Origin of the sequence: Streptomyces sp. ADI95-17, from assembly GCF_003846175.1 — a bacterium.
Classification (GTDB): domain Bacteria; phylum Actinomycetota; class Actinomycetes; order Streptomycetales; family Streptomycetaceae; genus Streptomyces; species Streptomyces sanglieri.
Genome location: NZ_ML123052.1, coordinates 395435 through 416349, shown reverse-complemented (window position 1 = coordinate 416349; position 20915 = coordinate 395435). Strand labels below are relative to the sequence as shown.

19 protein-coding genes and 1 pseudogene are annotated in these 20915 nt (G+C 72.6%); 6 read left to right on the top strand and 14 right to left on the bottom strand.

From position 1 onward, the window contains the following. Positions 1–22: 22 nt before the first annotated feature. From EES42_RS45250 to EES42_RS39170, 4 genes are all read right to left on the bottom strand, one after another. A complete protein-coding gene (locus EES42_RS45250; RefSeq protein ID WP_164495490.1) occupies positions 23–1120 on the bottom strand; it encodes a COG1361 family protein in 1098 nt (365 codons plus the stop codon). 85 nt (positions 1121–1205) lie between these two features. Further along, positions 1206–1883 (bottom strand): peptidase, encoded by a 678-nt coding sequence (locus EES42_RS39180; protein WP_124723040.1) that lies wholly within the window; start codon positions 1881–1883, stop codon positions 1206–1208. A 226-nt stretch (positions 1884–2109) separates the two neighbouring features. Continuing rightward, positions 2110–2631, bottom strand: a complete 522-nt coding sequence (locus EES42_RS39175) for an ATP-binding protein (RefSeq protein WP_124722956.1) — start codon at positions 2629–2631, stop codon at positions 2110–2112. A 192-nt stretch (positions 2632–2823) separates the two neighbouring features. Beyond that, positions 2824–3192, bottom strand: coding sequence for an STAS domain-containing protein (locus EES42_RS39170; RefSeq protein WP_124722955.1), 369 nt, complete (start codon positions 3190–3192; stop codon positions 2824–2826). Between the two features lie 283 nt (positions 3193–3475). On the opposite strand from EES42_RS39170, the gene EES42_RS39165 reads away from it, so the two are divergent. Then, entirely contained in the window at positions 3476–4495 is a 1020-nt protein-coding gene (locus EES42_RS39165) for an RNA polymerase sigma factor SigF (RefSeq protein WP_124723039.1), read from the top strand. A gap of 119 nt (positions 4496–4614) precedes the next feature. Here EES42_RS39165 and hutI read toward each other — a convergent pair whose 3' ends face one another. From hutI to hutU, 4 genes are all read right to left on the bottom strand, one after another. Continuing rightward, positions 4615–5787 carry an imidazolonepropionase gene (gene hutI, locus EES42_RS39160; RefSeq protein WP_124722954.1) on the bottom strand — a complete coding sequence of 391 codons (1173 nt, stop codon included), beginning with the start codon at positions 5785–5787 and terminating at the stop codon, positions 4615–4617. Between the two features lie 32 nt (positions 5788–5819). Continuing rightward, a complete protein-coding gene (locus EES42_RS39155; protein ID WP_124722953.1) occupies positions 5820–7205 on the bottom strand; it encodes a formimidoylglutamate deiminase in 1386 nt (461 codons plus the stop codon). Continuing rightward, entirely contained in the window at positions 7196–8404 is a 1209-nt protein-coding gene (locus EES42_RS39150; protein WP_124723038.1) for an allantoate amidohydrolase, read from the bottom strand. Before EES42_RS39150 ends, EES42_RS39155 begins: the two co-directional genes overlap by 10 nt. A gap of 74 nt (positions 8405–8478) precedes the next feature. Then, complete coding sequence (gene hutU, locus EES42_RS39145; protein WP_124722952.1) at positions 8479–10140, bottom strand: urocanate hydratase; 1662 nt, start codon at positions 10138–10140, stop codon at positions 8479–8481. Positions 10141–10503: 363 nt separating this feature from the next. Between hutU and EES42_RS39140 the strand changes: the two are divergent. Next, positions 10504–10959, top strand: a pseudogene (locus EES42_RS39140) (roadblock/LC7 domain-containing protein); the annotation flags it as partial. A gap of 151 nt (positions 10960–11110) precedes the next feature. Here the strand turns inward: EES42_RS39140 and EES42_RS39135 are convergent. From EES42_RS39135 to EES42_RS39120, 4 genes are all read right to left on the bottom strand, one after another. Next, the gene (locus EES42_RS39135; protein WP_124722951.1) at positions 11111–11647 is read right to left on the bottom strand and encodes a hypothetical protein; all 537 of its coding nucleotides are present in this window, start codon (positions 11645–11647) and stop codon (positions 11111–11113) included. A gap of 316 nt (positions 11648–11963) precedes the next feature. Continuing rightward, a complete protein-coding gene (locus tag EES42_RS39130; protein WP_124722950.1) occupies positions 11964–12815 on the bottom strand; it encodes a MurR/RpiR family transcriptional regulator in 852 nt (283 codons plus the stop codon). A gap of 157 nt (positions 12816–12972) precedes the next feature. Further along, positions 12973–13671 carry a hypothetical protein gene (locus EES42_RS39125; protein WP_124722949.1) on the bottom strand — a complete coding sequence of 233 codons (699 nt, stop codon included), beginning with the start codon at positions 13669–13671 and terminating at the stop codon, positions 12973–12975. Continuing rightward, positions 13664–14200 carry a SigE family RNA polymerase sigma factor gene (locus EES42_RS39120; protein WP_241196871.1) on the bottom strand — a complete coding sequence of 179 codons (537 nt, stop codon included), beginning with the start codon at positions 14198–14200 and terminating at the stop codon, positions 13664–13666. Before EES42_RS39120 ends, EES42_RS39125 begins: the two co-directional genes overlap by 8 nt. 204 nt (positions 14201–14404) lie before the next feature. On the opposite strand from EES42_RS39120, the gene EES42_RS39115 reads away from it, so the two are divergent. Then, complete coding sequence (locus tag EES42_RS39115; protein ID WP_124722948.1) at positions 14405–14824, top strand: hypothetical protein; 420 nt, start codon at positions 14405–14407, stop codon at positions 14822–14824. A 39-nt stretch (positions 14825–14863) separates the two neighbouring features. Here EES42_RS39115 and EES42_RS39110 read toward each other — a convergent pair whose 3' ends face one another. Continuing rightward, positions 14864–15625: an SDR family oxidoreductase gene (locus EES42_RS39110; RefSeq protein WP_124722947.1), complete on the bottom strand. Its 762-nt coding sequence runs from the start codon at positions 15623–15625 to the stop codon at positions 14864–14866. A 149-nt stretch (positions 15626–15774) separates the two neighbouring features. Between EES42_RS39110 and EES42_RS39105 the strand changes: the two genes are divergently transcribed. Beyond that, a complete protein-coding gene (locus tag EES42_RS39105) occupies positions 15775–16611 on the top strand; it encodes a helix-turn-helix transcriptional regulator (protein WP_124722946.1) in 837 nt (278 codons plus the stop codon). 349 nt (positions 16612–16960) lie between these two features. On the opposite strand, the gene EES42_RS39100 is transcribed toward EES42_RS39105, so the two are convergent. After that, positions 16961–18367 (bottom strand): cystathionine beta-synthase, encoded by a 1407-nt coding sequence (locus tag EES42_RS39100; RefSeq protein ID WP_124722945.1) that lies wholly within the window; start codon positions 18365–18367, stop codon positions 16961–16963. Positions 18368–18522: 155 nt separating this feature from the next. Between EES42_RS39100 and EES42_RS39095 the strand changes: the two genes are divergently transcribed. Continuing rightward, entirely contained in the window at positions 18523–19587 is a 1065-nt protein-coding gene (locus tag EES42_RS39095) for an SGNH/GDSL hydrolase family protein (RefSeq protein ID WP_241196880.1), read from the top strand. Positions 19588–19709: 122 nt separating this feature from the next. Beyond that, a partial coding sequence (locus EES42_RS39090; protein ID WP_124723035.1) for an acetyl-CoA C-acetyltransferase occupies positions 19710–20915 on the top strand: 1206 nt, incomplete at its 3' end.

Sequence of the window (20915 nt, the reverse complement as noted above, 5' to 3'; positions counted from 1 at the left end):
GCTGCCGGTCCGGCCTGTCCAGTCACGATTCCGCTCCCGCCTTCGCCAAGTGCCTGCTCCCTGAGTGCTGCCGACCGCCCGGCGGCCGTACGGGCCGCTCTCCGCCATCGCCGCCGCCGTCGCCATCGCCGCCGTCGCCGTCGCCGTCGCCATTGCTGCCGTCGCCATCGCCGCCGCCGTCATCGCTGCCGCCACCCGCGTCGGCGTCGGCGTCGCGTTGCTCCTGCCGGCGCGCTCGCCTGCGCCGGTACGCGTACGTGCCCGCGCCCGCACCGGCCAGGAACAGCAGTGCGCCGGCGGTCAGCGGCGCCCACGGGACGAAGACGGCGCGGGCCGTCGCCTCGCCGTGCGCTCCGCCCTCCGCCGTGACGCGCAGCCGTACGGTCGCCGAGTCGAGCGCGGGGACGTCCCGCCACGGCTCGGTGAGCCGGAGGCGCTGTCCGGGCCGCAGCTCCACCGGCAGGGTGCGGGCCCCGCGCCGCAGCAGCGTCCCGAACACCCCGTCGGCCCGCACCGCGAGCCGCGGGGCGAGGACCGCGTTGCCCCGGTTGACCAGCGTGTAGTGGATGACCCGTCCGGACACGGTGACGTCCTCGACGGTGAGTGCGGCCAGCGTCGGCCCGCCGACCCGCAGCCGGACCGGCACGCCCACCGTGCGGTCGCCGCCGCGCACCACGATCGCGGCGGGGCGGTCACCGGGCGTCGCACCGGCCGGCACCGTGACGGTGAACGGCACATCGGCCCGGGTGCGGGCCGGGACGGTCACCTCGGCGGCGACGGTCCGCAGCCAGCGCCCGGCCCCGGTGGCGCCCCTGCCTCCGGAGCCGCCGCTCTTCGCGTCGTACCCGTCGGCGCCGCTCAGCCGCACGGTGACCGGGGACCGCCCCGGGTTGGTGACGGAGATCCGGTCCTGGAGAACGGTGCCGGGCGGGCCCTCCAGATAGATGTACGGTCTGCCGCCCGTACCGGAACCGCTCACCGCGGGCTGCGCCGTCCATGAAGCGGCGCCGGCGTGCGGCGGCGTCCGCTCCACGGCACCGGCGGCCGCCGGTGTCATGGCGAGGGCGCACAGCAGTACGGCGAGGGCGAGTCGGGCGGCGTGACCGGTCGGCGACGGCATGGGCGGCTCCCTGATGCGTGACGGCGGCGGCTGGATCGCGGGACCGGGTCGCTCCGGATCCGGCCCGGTCCGGCAGGAACGGCCCCTATCGGCCCGCGGCCCCCTGCCCGCGCCTGGTCAGCCAGAGCACCCCGGCCGCACCGGTCAGCAGCACCGTGCCGCCCAGCGTGCCGAGCGCCACGGCCGAGTCGAGCGGACCGGTCTTCGGCAGCTGCCCGCCGCCGTCGTTGTCGTCCGGGGCGCCCTGCCCGTTGCCCGCGGCCGTCACATCGAGCTGAAGCGACGGTCCCGGCTTGTTGGCGGGGGTGCAGGTCGTGGTCGTACCGAGCGCCTTGATGGTGAGCACTCCGGCGGTGAAGTCGACCTTGCCGCTCTTCTTCGGGGTGTACGTACCCGACAGGTCACTGATCTTGATGGGGGTGTTGGCGGGTATGGCGGCGGAGTTCGGCGCGCCGGAGACCTGGACCTGGCCGGAGTCGGCGCCGCCCACCTCGATGACCGCGCTGGGGCTCATCGCACCCTTGCCCAGTTCGACGGGACTGGAGGAGACGCCCTTCTGGAAGGACATGGTGAGCCGGTAGCCACCCCCGCTCTTGACGCTCTTGATGTCGATGGGCGACACGGCGCTCTTGTCGCCGATCGGGGTCTTGCACTTGTAGTCGACGTCCACGACCGTGGCGTGGGCGGCGGGCGCGGCCATCAGCACCACCGTGCCCGCCAGCGCGGACGCCAGCGCGAGAGCTGTTCGCTTCTGGTAGGACACCTGAGTTCCCCTCATGCCGGAAGTCGCCGCACGCCGGTTCGCACCGACGCAATTTCCTGACGACACATCAGATCGGGCGCTCAAGGTACGCCCGGCGCCTTGTGGAGGGAAGACAAAGAGCGCGCCGATCCGGCGCGCTCCTCGGTGCTGCGAACGACGGGGCGGCATGCCCCCGGGGGTCCGGCCGGCCCCAGGGCCTCTTCGGCCCCGGTCCGCCGGACAGGTCCTACGCGGGGGCGGCCAGCTCCGCCCAGACTGTTTTCCCGGACCGGCCGGGCACCCGCAGGACGCCCCAGTCCAGGCAGAGCCGCTGCACGATGAACATTCCGTGCCCGCCGGGCCGCCCGGCCCGGTGCGGGGTGCGGGGCGCGGGCTGTCCCGCACCCGCGTCGGCGACCTCCACCCGCAGCACCTTCGCCGTGCAGGCGATACGCATCTCCTCGGGCCCGTCGGCATGCAGGCAGGCGTTGGTGACCAGCTCGGAGACGACCAGCAGGACGTCCTCGGCGGCGGCCCGGCCGTCGGCGCTCGAAGCGGGGAGCCAGCCCCATTCGTGCAGCGCCTGGCGGGCGAAGTCGCGGGCGGTCGGCACGATGCCGCTGACCCCGCGCAGCGACAGGGTGAGCCACTGCCGCTCGGCCGGTTCGCGGGAGGCCGCACCGGCGCCCGCGTCCGGGTGCGGGTCCACGCCGACGTCCTCCGGCTCGCGGCCGAGGTCGCCCGGCGGATGCTGCCGGGTGGTGCTCATCAGCGCTTCACCTCACCGATTCACCATGTCGCCATCGAACAATTACAGGTACACATACAGAGTGTGGTGGTCGCCCACGGCTCCGCCGGATGACTCCTGCCCGGCCGAATCGTGACAACACCCACTTCGTCTACGCGGATCGCGTGACACGGGCAACACGAGGGGCGCCCGGGGCCGCGAAACGCGCCGCGGTCACACGTCCAGAGCCGCTTCGAGGGAGTCGTGGACGGTGAAGACCGCCTCGGCCCCGGTGATCTCGAAGACCCTCGCCACCACCGGCAGCATCCCGGCCAAATGGACCCCTCCCCCGGCCGCTTCCGCCTTCAGGCGGGCACCGAGCAGCACATTGAGCCCGGTGGAATCACAGAATTCGAGTCCCGAGCAGTCGACCACCAGGCGCACCCGCCCCTGCTCGACCGCGTGCTCCAGGGGCTCCCGCAGCAGATCCGCCGTGTGGTGATCCAGCTCACCCACCGGCGTCACGACCTCGCTGCGCCCTTCGGTCCGGACCTCGACCTGAAGTCGACCCCGGTTCGCACTGCCGACCGTCCCGCGGTCCATGCCCGTCCCTCTTCGCCGTTCGTCACTGTCCGCGTCTTCGTGTGCGCAGATACGTATGTGCTGCCTCTGACGTTCTTGAAACAGTACGCGGTCTGTGCGCCACGCGATACCCGAAGACCTCAACAAACCGGACATATAGCGGCAATTGGCGCTTGTAACTGTCCGTCCGAAGCGGGTAAGGGTAGGAGGACACCCAAAACACGGCCGGCTTCGGAGGCGCCGCTTCACCGCAGGAACACGTATGGGCATCGGCAGCCATATGCCGAGAACGATGGAGGAGACCATGTCACCCCGGCTCGACGGACCGCGTCCCCACAACGCGACGTCAGCATGTCCTCAGGGACTGACCCACTCAGACTCCCCTGCCGCGAGCGCCGAGCACGGCACCCGCAGCAGCACCGGTACCGGTACCGGTACCGGTACCGGTACCACCAGCACCATCAGCACCACCAGTGACACCGACCACTCCGGCGGCTTCGACCACGGCGTGAGTGACGGTCTCGAAGGACTTCCCGAGATCCCGCCCTTCGACGAGGTGGGGCCACTGGACGCCAGGGCACTGTCGAAGACGCTCTTCGAGCGGCTCGAATCCCTCGAAGAGGGCACCCACGAGTACTCGTACGTCCGCAATACCCTCGTCGAACTGAACCTGGCCCTGGTCAGGTTCGCCGCCTCCCGGTTCCGCTCCCGCAGCGAGCCGATGGAGGACATCGTCCAGGTCGGCACCATCGGCCTGATCAAGGCGATCGACCGCTTCGAGCTCAGCCGCGGCGTGGAGTTCCCGACGTTCGCGATGCCGACCATCGTCGGCGAGATAAAGCGTTTCTTCCGCGACACCAGCTGGTCCGTGCGCGTCCCGCGCCGACTCCAGGAACTCCGGCTCGACCTGGCCAAGGCGGGCGACGAGCTCGCCCAGCGACTGGACCGATCGCCCACCGTGGGCGAGCTCGCCGACCGCCTCGGCATCACCCGCGAGGAGGTCGTCGAGGGTATGGCCGCGAGCAACGCGTACACCGCGAGCTCGCTGGACGCCAAGCCCGAGGAGGACGATCACGAGGGCGCGCTGGCGGACCGCATCGGCTACGAGGACCACGGACTCGAAGGCATCGAGTACGTCGAGTCCCTGAAGCCGCTGATCGCCTCGCTGCCACGCCGCGACCGCACGATCCTCTCGCTCCGGTTCGTCGCCAACATGACGCAGTCGGAGATCGGCGAGGAGCTGGGCATCTCGCAGATGCATGTGTCGAGGCTGCTCTCCCGCACCCTGGTCAAGCTGCGCAAGGGGCTGACCCTGGAGGAGTGAGCGGCCACGCCGCACGACCCGCCGCAGGGACCTCGTGAAAGGACCCGCCTCGACACTTGAGGCGGGTCCTTCCGCGTGCCCGGCGCTCCGTCACCACCCGGTGACCGGTGGCCGATGGCTCAGACGACGCGTTCGCCCCGCTGCCAGACCGCGTGGACCAGCGGGACGCCCGGCCGGTAGGCGAGGTGCACGTGGCTGGGGGCGTCGAGAAGGATCAGGTCGGCGCGGGCGCCGGGGGTGACGCGGCCGATGTCCGTACGGCGCAGGGCCGCGGCGCCGCCCGCGGTGGCGGACCAGAGGGCCTCGTCCGGCGTCATGCCCATGTCGCGTACGGCGAGGGCGATGCAGAAGGGCATGGACGACGTGAACGACGAGCCCGGGTTGCAGTCCGTGGAGAGGGCGACGGTGGCGCCCGCGTCGAGGACGCGGCGGGCGTCCGGCCAGGTGGCACGGGTGGAGAACTCGGCGCCGGGGAGCAGGGTGGCGACGGTGTCGCCCTGGGCCAGGGCGTCGACGTCGGCGTCGGTGAGGTGGGTGCAGTGGTCGGCGGAGGCGGCGTCGAGCTCGACGGCCAGCTGGACGCCGGGGCCGTGGCCGAGCTGGTTGGCGTGGACGCGGGGGTGCAGGCCCTTCGCCATGCCCGCGGTGAGGATCGCGCGGGCCTGGTCGCCGTCGAAGGCGCCCTTCTCGCAGAAGACGTCGATCCAACGGGCGTACGGGGCACAGGCGTCGAGCATCGGGCCGGTGACCAGGTCGACGTAGCCGGCCGGGTCGTCGGCGTAGTCCGGGGAGACGATGTGGGCGCCGAGGTAGGTGACCTCCTCGGTGTGCCGGGCGGCGATGCGCAGGGCGCGGGCCTCGTCCTCGACGGTGAGGCCGTAGCCGGACTTGGTCTCGAAGGTGGTGGTGCCCTGGCGCAGCGCCTCGGCCAGGTAGCGGGCGACGTTGGCGGCGAGCTGTTCGTCGGTGGCGGCGCGGGTGGCGGCGACCGTGGTCCGGATGCCGCCCGCGCTGTAGGCACGGCCGGACATCCGGGCGTTGAACTCCTCGGTGCGGTCGCCCGCGAACACCAGGTGGGAGTGGGAGTCGACGAAGCCGGGGACCATGGCCCGGCCGCCCGCGTCGACGGCGTTGTCAGTGGCGGGTGCTTTGCTGGATTCACCGGTCCAGACGATCCGGTCGCCCTCGATGACGACGGCCGCGTCCCGGATCGCGCCCAGGGGGGAATCCGCGCGCAGGGAGGGGTCGTTGGTGACCAGACTGGCGATGTTGGTGATGGCGGTCGTCGTCATCGGGGTGCTGCTCTCCTTGCGGGGGTCCGGCGTCAGCGGTGCAGGGCGGCGATGGCCGAGGCGAGTGCCGCGGGTACGTCCTCGACGAGTGCGTGCCGCCCGTCGCGCACGATGTGCCGGCCTGCCACGACCGTGTGCCGCACATCGGCCGCGGAGGCGGCGAATACGACTGCTTCGGCAGCCAGCCGGGGTACCGGCCCCGCTGTTCTGACGGAGTCCAGGGCGACGGTCGCCAGGTCCGCGGGGGCGCCGGGTTCGATGACACCCGCCTCCGGCCGGCCGAGCGCCGCGTGTCCGTCGACGGTGGCGGCGCGCAGCAGGGCGGCCGCCGTCCAGTGACCGCGCGCCCGGGTGCGCAGGCGCTCATCGAGCTCCATCGCGCGGGCCTCCTCGAAGAGGTCGATCACGGCGTGGCTGTCGCTGCCGAGGGAGAGCGGCGAGCCGGCCCGCTGGAGGGCGACGGCGGGGCCGATCCCGTCGGCGAGGTCGCGTTCGGTGGTGGGGCACATGCAGGTGCCGGTCGCCGAGGAGCCGAGCAGTGCGATGTCCTCGCCGGTGAGGTGGGTGTTGTGGATGCCGGTGGTGCGCGGGCCGAGGACGCCGTGGTCGGCGAGGAGCCGGGTGGGGGTGCAGCCGTGGGCGGCGAGGCAGGCGTCGTTCTCCGCGGTCTGCTCGGAGAGGTGGACGTGGAGCGGGGCCTGCCGCTCCTCGGCCCAGGCGGCCACGGTGGCGAGCTGCGCGGCGGGCACGGCGCGCACGGAGTGGACGGCCGCGCCGATCAGGGCGTGGTCGGAGCCCTTGAGGAGGGCCGCGCGTTCGGCCCAGGCGTCCGCGGTGGTGTCGGAGAAGCGCAGCTGGTGCCGGTCGGGCTGCTGGTACTGGGTGGGGCGCTTGCCGAATCCGGCGGAGAGGTAGGCGGTGTCCAGCAGCGTGATCCGGATCCCGGCCTCGCCCGCCGCCGCGATCAGGGCCTCGCCCATCGCGTTCGGGTTGTCGTACGGGGTGCCGCCCGGCGCGTGGTGCAGATAGTGGAATTCGCCGACCGCGGTGATGCCGGCCAGCGCCATTTCGGCGTACACGGCGCGGGCGAGTTCGTAGTACGAGTCGGGGGTGAGCCGGGCGGCGACCTGGTACATGGTCTCGCGCCAGGTCCAGAAGGTGCCGGAGCCCACCTGGACGGTGGAGCGCAGGGCGCGGTGGAAGGCGTGCGAGTGGGTGTTGGCGAGCCCGGGGACGGTGAGCCCGCGCAGTACGGTGGCGCCCGGCGGCGGGGTGGCGACGCCGGTGCGGACGCCCGCGATCAGCCCGCCGGAGACGTCCAGGGCGACGCCCGGCTCGACATGGGTGCCGAGCCAGGCGTGGGACAACCAGTACGTCACGGTGGCGGGCCTGCCCGCCGGTTCCGTTGTCAGCTGCACGCGAGACCTTCCAGTACGTCGGCGAGTGCGACCACCCCGGCCACGCAGTCGTCCTCGGCCGCGTGTTCGGCCGGCGAGTGCGAGACCCCGGTGGGGTTCCGTACGAACAGCATGGCGGTCGGTACCGAAGCGGACAAAATACCCGCGTCGTGTCCGGCGCCGGTCCCGAGGACGGGCACGGTCCGGCCGGCGTCGCCCCGGCCCGCGAGGATCTTGCCGAGCTCGTCGCGCAGGGCGTGCTCGAACTCCACGACGGGGGTGAAGGACTCCCGTACGACGTCGAGGTCGATCCCGGCCCGCTCGGCGTGTTCCCGGGCGGCCCGCTCGATGCCGGTGACCACGGCGTCCAGGCGGTCCTGGTCGGCGGCGCGGGAGTCGAGCCAGCCCCGTACGAGGGAGGGGATGGCGTTGACCCCGTTGGGCTCGACGGCGATCTTGCCGAAGGTGGCGAGGGCTCCGGCGAGTTCCGCCTCGCGGCGGGCGGCGAGCACGGTCTCGGCGTACGTGAGCATCGGGTCGCGCCGGTCGGCCAGTCGGGTGGTGCCCGCGTGGTTGGCCTCGCCCCGGAAGTCGAACCGCCAGCGTCCGTGCGGCCAGATCGCCGAGGCGATGCCGACCGGGTCGCCGGTGAGGTCGAGGGCGCGCCCCTGCTCGACGTGGAGCTCGACGAACGCGCCGATGCGGGCGAGCCGTTCGGGGTCCGGGCCGATGGTGTCGGGGTCGTACCCGGCCGCCTCCATGGCCTGCGGCAGCGTGATGCCGTCGCCGTCGCGGAGCCGGTGCGCCGCTTCGACGGTCAGCTGTCCGGCGGCGAGCCGGGAGCCGACGCAGGCGAGCCCGAAGCGGGCCCCCTCCTCGTCGCCGAAGTTGCCGATGGCCAGCGGCCGGGTGAACTCCACTCCCCTGCGGCGGAGTTCGTCGAGCGCGGCGAAGGAGGAGACCACCCCGAGCGGCCCGTCGAAGGCGCCGCCGTCCGGTACGGAGTCGAGATGCGATCCGGTGACGACGGCGTCCCCGGCCAGGGGATCGCCGAGCCAGGCCCACTGGTTGCCGTTGCGGTCGACCTCGTAGGCGAGCCCGCGCGCCTCGGCCTGCGTCCGGAACCAGGCACGGCAGTCGACGTCGGCCCCGGTCCAGGCGTAGCGCCGGTAGCCCCCGCTGCCCCGGTGCCGGCCGATGGGCAGGAGCTCGCGCCACATGGACAGGAACGAGGACGAGCCGCCGGGGGCGGCGGCGCCGCCCCCGGGGTTCGCCACGCCCCCGGCAGGAAGGCTCACTGGGTGTCCTCGGTCATCGGCACGCGTACGCCCTTGTCCTCGGCTACGGACTCCGCGATGTCGTACCCGGCGTCGACGTGCCGGATGACGCCCATGCCCGGGTCGTTGGTGAGCACCCGGCGGATCTTCTCGCCCGCCAGCTTCGTACCGTCGGCGACGGTCACCTGTCCGGCGTGGATGGACCGGCCCATGCCCACGCCGCCGCCGTGGTGGATGGAGACCCAGGAGGCGCCGGACGCCACGTTGACCATGGCGTTCAGCAGCGGCCAGTCGGCGATCGCGTCGGACCCGTCGAGCATGGCCTCGGTCTCCCGGTACGGGGAGGCGACGGAGCCGCAGTCCAGGTGGTCGCGCCCGATGGCCAGCGGGGCGGCCAGCTCGCCGCTCGCCACCATGTCGTTGAACCGTTCGCCGGCCCGGTCGCGCTCGCCGTAGCCGAGCCAGCAGATGCGGGCGGGCAGCCCCTGGAAGTGGACGCGCTCGCCGGCCATCTTGATCCAGCGGTGCAGCGACTCGTTCTCCGGGAAGAGCTCCAGCATCGCCTTGTCGGTCTTGTGGATGTCGGAGGCCTCGCCCGACAGGGCCGCCCAGCGGAACGGGCCCTTGCCCTCGCAGAACAACGGCCGGATGTACGCGGGCACGAAGCCGGGGAAGTCGAATGCCCGCTCGTAGCCCGCGAGTTGTGCCTCGCCGCGGATGGAGTTGCCGTAGTCGAAGACCTCGGCCCCGGCGTCCATGAAGCCGACCATCGCCTCGACGTGCTTGGCCATCGACTCCCGGGCGCGCTGCGTGAAGTCGGCGGGCTTCTCGGCGGCGTACGAGGCCATGTCGTCGAAGTCGACCCCGAGCGGGAGGTACGCCAGCGGGTCGTGCGCGCTGGTCTGGTCGGTGACGATGTCGATCGGGGCGCCCTCGGCGAGCATCCGGGGCAGCAGCTCCGCCGCGTTGCCGAGCAGGCCGATGGAGAGCGGCCGGCGGGCGTCCCGCGCCTCGGTGGCGAGCTGGAGCGCGTGCTCCAGGGAGTCGGCGCGCACGTCCAGGTAGCGGTGCTCGATCCGGCGCTCGATGGCGCGCGGGTCGCAGTCGATGCAGATCGCGACGCCGTCGTTCATGGTCACGGCGAGCGGCTGGGCACCGCCCATGCCGCCGAGTCCGGCGGTCAGGGTGATCGTCCCGGCGAGGGTGCCGCCGAACTTCTTGGCCGCCACCGCCGCGAAGGTCTCGTACGTGCCCTGGAGGATGCCCTGCGTGCCGATGTAGATCCACGATCCGGCAGTCATCTGGCCGTACATGGTGAGCCCTAGCGCCTCCAGGCGGCGGAACTCCTCCCAGTTCGCCCAGTCGCCGACCAGGTTGGAGTTGGCGATCAGGACCCTCGGCGCCCATTCGTGCGTCTGCATGACACCGACCGGGCGCCCGGACTGGACGAGCATCGTCTCGTCCTGCTTGAGCGTCCGCAGGGTGCGCACCATCGCGTCGAAGGAGCGCCAGTCGCGGGCCGCCTTGCCGGTGCCGCCGTAGACGACGAGCTTGTCGGGGTGCTCGGCGACCTCGGGGTCGAGGTTGTTCTGGAGCATGCGCAGGGCGGCCTCCTGCTGCCATCCCAGGGCGCTCAGTTCCGTACCGCGCGGTGCCCGTACGGGGCGGGGTCCTGACATGGCAATGCCTCCTCGCGACTGTAAGTCTTCTATTCACATCCTGGGGGCCTGAATACTCGTAGTCAACAGTTCCGCGCCGTCGCACGGGAACGGACGACCCGCGCACAGGTCGCCCGGTGCTCCCGACGCGCGCCCTCCCCGCGCCTCCGTACGCCCGGGGCATGTGCCGGTGGAAAATGCCCGAACCCCTGTCCGGCTAAAGCACGTTGCGTAGCCTCGTGGTCACATTCGCACACCGAGCCGGGCGGGGTGCCCTCATGCCCGCGGCCGCTCCGCCGCACTGGCTCGAAGACGCACTCAGAAAAAACCTGGGAGGTCCCTGTGATCCGAGCACTCAGACTGCGCGCAGGTACGAAGCGGCCGATGGCGCCCGAGGCGGAAGCGGAGGACGTCCTGGCCGAACTCCGACGATTACGGGCCGGGGTCCCGTTCCTGTCCGGCGCCCTGGTCGCCGGCATCGACGGGCTCGTCCTGGCCCACGACACCGCGGACGTGGCGCTGGAGCGCGTCGCCGCGCTGACCGCGGCCGCGCTCGGCGTCGCGACGCGGATGACGGAGGCGACCGGCCGGGGCGGCTTCGGCGAACTTCTCGTACGGGGCGAGTCCGGCTGCATCGCGTCGTACGCCGCGGGGCCCTCGGCCGTACTCACACTGCTGGCCGAGGACGGGGCCGATGTCGCCGCCCTCCACCTCGAAGGCCGCCGGGCGGGCGACCGTATCGGCGAGCTGATCGACGCCGCACGGCGTCGCGCCGCCCGACCGGCACCCCCGGCCCTCTCTCCCGGGCAGCAACCCCGGTCACAGCCTCCGCAACCGTCCCAGCAGCAACCCGGTCACAGCCTCCGCAACCGTCCCAGCAGCAACCCCGGTCACAGCCTCCGCAGCCGTCCCAGCAGCAGCGCGGGTCACAGCCTCCACGGCCCGACCCGCTGTCGCCCCGCCCCTGACGGCCGAGGTCAGGCGGGCGGATTCAGCGCCGGCGCCGCGCCCCGCCGGGCGCGGCGTCCCCCGCCATCGGCCCGGTGGTCCGGTACCCCTTGACCCGCTTGCCCGCGGGCCGGCCGCGCTCCACCCAGTCGGTCCGCACCCAGTACAGGGCGTCGTCCTGCTGTTCGCGCCGCCCGATCCGGACGGCCTTGAGCCAGAGCCCGGCGCCCGCCCCGGCGAGCACCATCCCGCCGGCCCCGGGCAGCACGAACGCGCTCGCCACGGCGGCCAGGAACGCCCCGAGCAGCCACCACCGGCGCCCGCGCCGCCAGTTGCGTACGGTCACGGCCCGGTCCTGGAGGAAGTCGGACCGCCCGGCCCGCGTGGCGCCCCCGGCCAGCTCCGCGTACCGGCGGCCGCGCGCGAGCGCCACCACCGCCGCGGTGATCAGGAACAGCGCGGCCCCGGACAGCAGGCCGATCCGGCGCCCGGTGAGCCCCGGCACCAGCGCGCCGATCGCCGCGGCCAGCAGCCCCGGCCACCACAGCGGTGCGGCTCCGGCCCGTACGATCACGGCCACCCTCGCCAACGACTGCGCTCCGCGCCCCACGTCCGTACCCCTCTCCGCAGCTCCTCGTGAGCCTTTCCGGCCCGGAGATTAGTGGCCGTAGATGAGCGCCGCCTGAGAAGCGCAGCCCCAGGTGGACCGAGTCCGCAGCCGCGGTCAGGAGGTCAGGAGGTCATGGCCGTATCGGCGCCCGTCCCGAATCGCGGCACCCCGGCGCCCCCGGCAGCGCCACACCGATTGCCGGCAGCGGTTCCAGCACCGCGCCATCGTCCACGGCCGGTCCGGACGACACCGCCCACGGCCCGGAGCCCGCGCCCCCGGGAGGCGGTCACTCCACGAACAGTCCACGCACCGCCGCCCCCGCGTCGAACTCCTCCAGCCTCGCCTGCGCGTCGGGCAGGTCGTCGCACATCGCCTCCAGCAGCACCCGGCCCAGCAGCATCGGCGCGCACGCCGTGTCGAAGGCGAGGCCGGTGCCGACGGCGGCCGGGATCAGCAGATCGCTGTACTTGGCGACGGGCGCGAACGCGGAGTCCGCCACCGATACGACGGTCATCCCCTGCTCCTGCGCGTACGCGAGCGCGTCCACGACCTCCCGCGGGTGCCGGGGCAGCGCGAAGCAGATCAGCGCGGAGGCGCCCGCCCGGCGCGCGGCGTCGATCCGGTCGCGCAGCATGCTGCCGCCCTCGTCCAGCACCCGGACATCGGAGTGGACCTTGGCCGCGAAGTACCCGAAGCCGCGCGCCTGCGAGGAGGCGGCCCGCAGCCCGAGCACCGGCAGCGGCCGCGAGGCCGCCAGCAGCCTGCCCGCCCGCTCCACGGGCCCCGGGTCGGCGAGCAGCTCGGCCAGGTGCCGCAGGTTCTCGATCTCGCCGAGCACCGCCTGCTGGTACTCGTTGTACGCGTCGTCCCCGTCCCCGTCCCCGGCCACGGGCTCGGTGGGCGCGACCTCCCGCAGGTGCTTGCGGAGCGCCGGGTAGCCGTCGAAGCCGAGCGCCACGGCGAAGCGGGTGACGGACGGCTGGCTGACTCCGGCCAGCTCGGCCAGCTCCACGCTCGACAGGAACGGGACGTCCCCGGCCCTGCGCACCATCGAGTGCGCGATGCGGCGCTGGGTGGGTGTGAGCCGGCGCCCCTCGAAGAGCTGCTGCAACCGCGCGGCCGGGCTGCTCCCGCTCATGCTGTCCCCTCGGTAGATTCCGGCGTACCGCGATCCGGCGCCGACAAATCCATTCAGCCAGCAAGGCGTCTGCATGTCCATATGCAGCCGGGAGCGCGGGCCGGAGTGCGTGCCGGGGACGCGGGCCCGGTCCTCGGGCGCTGCCCCGGCCCGCCGCTCAGGGCGTGACCGTGCCGTCCAGGATCTCGACGACCGAGACCCAGGACTCCCATCGCCGCGTGTACACCCGCAGCGTATGGCCGCCCGGCACGGTCCCGGCCCAGGCGGCGGTCGCACCCCGGTCGCCCCGCACATCGTCCGGTGCGCTTCCCGGTGTGCGGCGCAGGCCGTCCGCCTCCAGTCCGGTGTGCACCGCCCCCAGCTGTTCCCGGGCCGTTGCCGCGTCGTCGTACTCGACGAGGCACTGCCGGGCCACGGCGTCGCGCCTGCCCCGGTACTCCTGGCTGTAGCCGACCCGGTCGGGCGCGCCCGTCTGCGGGGACGCGACCGGGCAGAAGGTGCGCAGACCCGCCCGGTTCAGGAGGTCGCCGCGTGCGTCGGAGTCGACCGGCCGTCCCTCGTTCTCCTTCCAGTGCCACGTGCCGTACAGGGGCACCTCCTCCGCGGGCAGGGTCCGGACCATGCCGTTCTCGCGGAACGGATTGTCCGGTGCGGTGGCCACCGCGCCCCGCTCGTGCGGCCGGTCCGTTCCGGCCGGCAGCAGGATCCATGCCCCGGCGGCCATCAGTACGCCCGCGCACAGTGCCGCCGTACCCGCCCTGCGCCGCGCCCGGCGCCGTTGCCCCCTCTGCCGGATCTCCTCGGCGGCGGGCAGCCGCACCACGACACCGTCCAGCAGCTCCTCGACCTCAGCCATGGCTGGCCCCCCTCACACGCCCGGCGGTGGCAAAGGGATCGGCCAGCCGCTCACCGAGCACCTTGCGGGCCCGGTGGAGCCGGGTCCGTACCGCACCGTTCGACACTCCCGTCTCGCGCGCCACTTCTTCCACCGGCAGGTCCAGCAGATGGTGCAGGACCACGGCCCGGCGTTGCTCGGCACTCAGCTCGCCGAGCGCGTCCAGCAGCGCCACCCGGTCCGCCGAGAGGCCGGGCACGTCCGAGGGCGGCCCGTGCCGGAAGTGTGCGCGCACCCGGTTGCGCGTCCTGCGCCAGGTGCTGATCGCCAACCTGATCGCCACTGTCCGCACCCAGGGGAGCGGGTCGCCCTCACGCACCAGCCGGTCCCAGCGCTGCCATGCCCGCACATACGCCTCCTGCACCGCGTCCTCCGCCTCCGCCAGATCACCCGTCGTCGCGTAGACGGCAGCGACCAGCCGCTTGGCCGTGGCCGTGTAGAACGCGTCGAAATCCTCGGCCCCCGTCAGCATCGTCCTCCGTCCGTTCATCGCCCAGGAACTGTTCTCACCGGATACACGCGCCGGCGGGGCCGGATGTTACGGACGGCTTTCCGGTCTCCTGCCGGTTCCTCATGAGGCGCTCTCCCGTGAGGCGCTCCCCCGGGGAAAAACTCTCCCGTGAGGCGCTCCCCCGGGGAAAAAGGGGGGACAGCCCCACTGTGCGCGAGGCCGCCGGCCCATAGCGTGAAGGGCATGAAAGCCGGAGACTCGGAGCTCAAGAGCGAGCTCGATGCCGCCCTGCACGCCCGTAGTGAGCTGGGTTCGGAGTACGAGCCCGCGCTCGTCGAGTCTTTTCTGGAGAAGGTCGAGCAGCAGCTCGACAGCACGCTCGACCGCCAGGTCCGGCGCCATCTCGCCGAACAGCGGGTGACCGCCGCCAGGGGTGTGCGCCCGCCGCAGCCTCTGGGGCATTTCGGTGAGCGCTACGGCTTCGGGATCATCTCGTTGATCCTGGCCGTCCCGCTCTCCGCGATCGGCGCCTCGACCGCCGGCACCGGGGGCCTGATCGTCGCCTGGCTCGGGATCGTCGCGGTCAACGCCGTGCACGCCGCCCGCGGCTGGCCGTGGTTCTCGCACCGCCCGGGACGTACGGGCTCCGACTGGGAGGACTGACGGCCGGGGGCCGCGCAGCCGTCCCGGAAACGCACGGCCCTACGCCTGGCGGGTGGGCTGCACGATCAGCTGGCGCAGGTTGATGTGGCGCGCCCGGCTGGTGGTGTAGGCGATCAGGTCGGCGATCTCGTCGCTGGAGAGCCCGCCGAGCGCGTCGAACATGCCGTCGAGCTGCCCGCTCAGCTCGGCGTTGTCGACGTGGCCGGCCAGCTCCGTGTCGGTGAGGCCCGGCTCGATGTTCGTGACGCGGACGTCACGCGGTCCGAACTCGGTGCGCAGCGACGTGGACAGGTACGTCAGCGCGGCCTTCGTCGCCCCGTACACCGCGTAGTTGGGGAACGTGATGTGCGCGCCGATGGACGAGATGTTGACCAGGTCCGCGGTGCGGCCCTCGGCCGCCGCCGCCACCAGGTCGGCCGTGAAGGCCCGGATGATCCGCAGGGCGCCCGTCACATTGGTGTCGATCATCCGCTGCCACTCGTCGGTCCGGCCCGCGTCGACCGGGTTCGGCAGCATCACACCGGCCGCGTTGACCACCAGGTCGACCCGGCCGAAGGTGTTGTGCACCAGCTCGGCCGCCGCGTCGACGGACGCCTGGTCGGTGACGTCGGTGGCGACGGCGAGCGCCTCGCCGCCCGCCTCCTCGATCGCGGCGGCCAGCTCCTCCAGCCGCTCCGCCCGCCGGGCCAGCAGCGCGACCCGTACGCCCTGGGAGGCGAGCAGCCGGGCGGTCGCGCTGCCCATGCCGCTGGCGGCTCCGGTGATGACGGCGGTGCGGCCTGCGAGAGTCGTGTACGACATGTCGTGCTCCTTGTTCGCTTCCGGGACCGGGGCGTCTCCCCGGGCCTGGTTCCACCCTGCGGGGCCGCCACCGGGTTACCCAGGGCGACGCTGTTCCTGGGTCTGCCAGTACCAGGCTGGGCGCCCGCGCTTCTTCTACGATCGACGCCATGGACGCTGACCCAGGTGATTTCCTCCGCTCATGCCGTGCCCGTATCCAGCCCGAGGACGTGGGGCTCCAGGCGTACGGCCGGCGGCGCGTGCCCGGACTGCGGCGCGAGGAGGTGGCGCAGCTCGCGGGGGTGAGCGTCGACTACTACATCCGGCTGGAGCAGGGGCGCGGCCCGAGCGTCTCGGACGCGGTGCTCGACGCGATAGCCAGGGTGCTGCGGCTGGACGAGACGGAGCACACGTATCTGCGTACGGTGGCGCGCCCCAGGGCGGGCGCCTCGGCTCCGGCCTCCTCCCAGCGGGTACGTCCCGGGCTGCGCCTGGTGCTGGACTCGCTGGCCGGTGCCCCGGCGTTCATCCTGGGGCGCCGGATGGACGTGCTGGCGTGGAACGCGCTGGGGGACGCCGTCGTCGGCTTCTCCCGGATGCCCGCCGCCGAGCGCAACATGCCGCGCCAGGTGTTCCTGGAACCGGCGGCGCGGGAGCTGTACCCGGACTGGGCGGCGGTGGCGGCGGAGACGGTCGCGTATCTGCGCCTGGACGCGGGGCTGCACCCGAATGACCGGCAACTGGCCACACTGGTGGGCGAGTTGTCACTGAAGAGCGAGGACTTCCGCCGGCTGTGGGCGGACCATCAGGTGAAGTCGAAGACCTGCGGCGTCAAGCGCGTCAACCACGCGGTCGCGGGTGAGCTGGTTCTCCCGTACGAAACGCTCGGCGCGGCCGGCGATCCCGGTCAGTCCCTGGTGGTCTACACCCCGGAGCCCGGCAGCGAGACCGCCGAACGCGTCGCGCTGCTGGCGAGCTGGGCGGCCGCACCGGCACCGGCCGGCTGATACACGTCCACGGGCCGCACACGGGCCGCGCGCACGGACGGATGTGTCGCGGGGACTGCCGCGCGCACGCACGGACGGACGGATGTGTCGCGGGGACCGCCGCACCCCCGGTCGCCCAGGGGGCGGGACGACGGCGGTCCCCGCGAGGGACACGGTCCGGGTCAGTTCCGGTCACCGCGTCCTGGCGACGGTGGAGGTCCGGGAGCCGCTCCGTAGTCCGTGTCGCCGTATCGGGTGCCGGCGGGTTTCCCCGCCGACACCCGTCAATCTGCCGGACTCGTGTTAAGCCGGTGCTGCGCGAACGTGTCGCGCTCGTACCGTTTTCGCGAAGCGGAGCCCCGCGGGGCTCCTACGCCTTGCCGGCCGACGCGTCCTTGGCGAGGAACGCCAGCAGGTCCTGACGGCTGACCACGCCCTTCGGCTTGCCCTCCACCAGCACGATCGCCGCGTCCGCGGTGTTCGTGCCGCCGAGCACGGCCATCAGGTCCTCGACCGGCTCGCCGGAGCCGACCTGCGGCAGCGGCGGCGACATGTGCTTCTCCAGCGGGTCGGAGAGCGAGGCGCGCTGGGCGAACAGCGCGTTCAGCAGCTCCCGCTCCACCACCGAACCGATGACCTCGGCGGCCATCACGTCCGGGTGGCCGGCGCCCGGCTTCACGATCGGCATCTGCGAGACGCCGTACTCGCGCAGCACGTCGATCGCCTCGCCGACGGTCTCCTCCGGGTGCATGTGGACGAGGGTCGGGATCGGGCCGTCCTTGTGGTCGAGCACATCGGCGACGCGCGCGGACGGGCCGGTGTCCTCCAGGAAGCCGTAGTCGGCCATCCACTCGTCGTTGAAGATCTTGCTCAGGTAGCCGCGCCCGCTGTCGGGCAGCAGGACGACGACCACGTCGTCCGGGCCCAGCCGCGCCGCGACCTCCAGGGCGGCGACCACCGCCATGCCGCAGGAGCCGCCGACCAGCAGGCCCTCCTCCTTGGCGAGGCGGCGGGTCATCTGGAAGGAATCCTTGTCGGACACGGCGACGATCTCGTCCGTGACCGTACGGTCGTAGGCGCTCGGCCAGAAGTCCTCGCCGACGCCCTCGACGAGGTAGGGGCGCCCGGAGCCGCCGGAGTAGACCGAGCCCTCCGGGTCCGCGCCGACCACCCGCACCGATCCGCCGCTGATCTCCTTCAGATAGCGGCCGGTGCCGCTGATCGTGCCGCCGGTGCCGACGCCCGCGACGAAGTGGGTGATCTTCCCGTCCGTCTGCTCCCACAGCTCGGGACCGGTGGTCTCGTAGTGGGAACGCGGATTGTTGGGGTTGGAGTACTGGTCCGGCTTCCAGGCCCCCGGCGTCTCACGGACCAGGCGGTCCGAGACGTTGTAGTACGAGTCCGGGTGCTCGGGGTCGACGGCCGTCGGGCAGACGACGACCTCGGCACCGTAGGCGCGCAGCACATTGATCTTGTCCAGGGACACCTTGTCCGGGCAGACGAAGATGCACTTGTACCCCTTCTGCTGGGCGACGATCGCCAGGCCGACGCCGGTGTTGCCACTGGTCGGCTCGACGATCGTGCCGCCGGGCTGGAGCTCGCCGCTCTGCTCCGCGGCCTCGATCATGCGCAGGGCGATGCGGTCCTTGACCGAACCGCCGGGGTTGAAGTACTCGACCTTGGCCAGGACCGTCGCCTGGATGCCGGCCGTCACACTGCGCAGCCTCACCAGCGGGGTATTGCCTACGAGACTGATCATCGAATCGTGGAATTGCACCGTGTACTCCGGGGTCTCCGAGATGGTGCGGCAAGGGTATGCGTACGGGGACGGGATTGGGCGATGCGATTGAGCGACGGTCGCTGCGGGGCAGTTAGCTGTATGTACGGCGGTACGGCGACGAGGAGGTGGACCGGACTGTGTCAAGGGCAAGGGTGGCACGGCGGATCGCGGCGGGCGCGGCCTACGGCGGTGGCAGCATCGGATTGATCGGTGCGGCGGCGGTGGGCGTCCTGCTGGCGGAGGTCCAGCTGGCGAAACGGCAGGTGGGCGGCGGGATCGCACCGGTTCCGCCGAGCGCGGACGGGCGGTACGGGGTGGCGTTCGCCGGCCCCGCGGACCCGTTGCGGCTGGGGTTGCTGGGTGACTCGACGGCGGCCGGGCAGGGGGTGCGCCGGGCCGGGCAGACCCCGGGGGCGCTGCTCGCCTCGGGGCTGGCGGCGGTCTCGGAACGGCCGGTGGATCTGCGCAATGTGGCGCAGCCGGGTGCCCGGTCGGACGATCTGGAGCGGCAGGTCTCGCTGCTGCTGGCCGACACCTCCCGGCCGCCCGACGTCTGCGTGATCATGATCGGTGCGAACGATGTGACGCACCGGATCCCGGCCACCCAGTCGGTGCGCTGTCTGACCACCGCCGTGCGCAGGCTGCGTACGGCGGGTGCGGAGGTCGTGGTCGGCACCTGCCCGGATCTGGGCACCATCGAGCCGGTCTACCAGCCGCTGCGCTGGCTGGCCCGGCGGGTGAGCCGGCAGCTGGCCGCCGCCCAGACGATCGGCTCGGTGGAGCAGGGCGGGCGCACGGTGTCGCTGGGCGATCTGCTCGGGCCGGAGTTCGAGGCGAATCCGCGGGAGCTGTTCGGCCCGGACAACTACCACCCGTCGGCCGAGGGGTACGCCACGGCGGCGATGGCGGTGCTGCCCACGCTCTGCGCGGCGCTGGGGCTGTGGCCGGAGTCCGAGCGGCTGGACGGGGCCCGGCGCGCGGACATGCTGCCGGTGGCCAAGGCGGCCTCCCAGGCGGCCAAGGAGGCCGGTACGGAGGTCACCGGGGCGCGGGCGCCGTGGGCGCTCCTCAAGCAGCGCAGGCGGCGGCGTCTGCCCGCGGCCACGGAGCCCCAGCCGCACCCGGAGCCGCACGGGGAACCGCGCGACCTCCCGGCGAACCGACCGGCCCGCCAGGGGCCGGCCGCCCCTCCGGGGTCCAGCCCCGCCGTCGACTGAGCGGTCGCTTAGAAAAGAGGTCGGCGTCACATGCGCAGCCCGGTGACCCAGCGTCTACGTACAGGTAACTTCCAAGTCAGTACGTGCCCGAACCCGCCTTCCAGCCCTCATGGAGCCGCGTGATGCCCGAAGCCGTGATCGTCTCTGCAGCCCGTTCCCCCATCGGCCGGGCCTTCAAGGGTTCGCTGAAGGACCTGCGCGCGGACGACCTGACCGCCACGATCATCCAGACCGCGCTGGCCAAGGTTCCCGAGCTGGACCCGAAGGACATCGACGACCTGATGCTCGGCTGCGGCCTGCCGGGCGGCGAGCAGGGCAACAACCTGGGCCGCATCATCGCCGTGCAGATGGGCATGGACCACCTTCCCGGCTGCACGGTCACCCGCTACTGTTCCTCCTCGCTCCAGACCAGCCGGATGGCGCTGCACGCCATCAAGGCCGGTGAGGGCGACGTCTTCATCTCGGCCGGTGTCGAGATGGTGTCCCGCTTCTCGAAGGGCAACTCCGACAGCTGGCCGGACACCCACAACCCGCTGTTCGCCGACGCCGAGGCCCGCACCGCGGCCCGCGCCGAGCGGGGCGGCGACGACTGGCACGACCCGCGCGAGGACGGCGTCGTCCCGGACGCGTACATCGCGATGGGGCAGACCGCGGAGAACCTGGCCCGGCTCAAGGGCGTCACCCGCCAGGACATGGACGAGTTCGGCGTCCGCTCGCAGAACCTCGCCGAGGAAGCCATCAAGAACGGCTTCTGGGAGCGCGAGATCACCCCGGTCACCACTCCGGACGGCACGGTCGTCTCGAAGGACGACGGCCCGCGCGCGGGCGTCACCCTGGAGGGCGTGCAGGGCCTGAAGCCGGTCTTCCGCCCCGACGGTCTGGTCACCGCGGGCAACTGCTGCCCGCTCAACGACGGCGCCGCCGCGCTCGTGATCATGTCCGACACCAAGGCCCGCGAGCTGGGACTGACCCCGCTGGCCCGGATCGTCTCGACCGGGGTCTCCGGCCTCTCCCCCGAGATCATGGGGTACGGACCGGTGGAGGCGAGCAAGCAGGCGCTGAAGCGGGCCGGGCTGACCGTCGGCGACATCGACCTGGCCGAGATCAACGAGGCGTTCGCCGCCCAGGTGATCCCCTCCTACCGCGATCTCGGCCTGCCGCTGGAGAAGGTCAACGTCAACGGCGGCGCGATCGCCGTCGGCCACCCCTTCGGCATGACCGGCGCCCGGATCACCGGCACGCTGATCAACAGCCTGCAGTTCCACGACAAGCAGTTCGGCCTGGAGACCATGTGCGTGGGCGGCGGCCAGGGCATGGCGATGGTCATC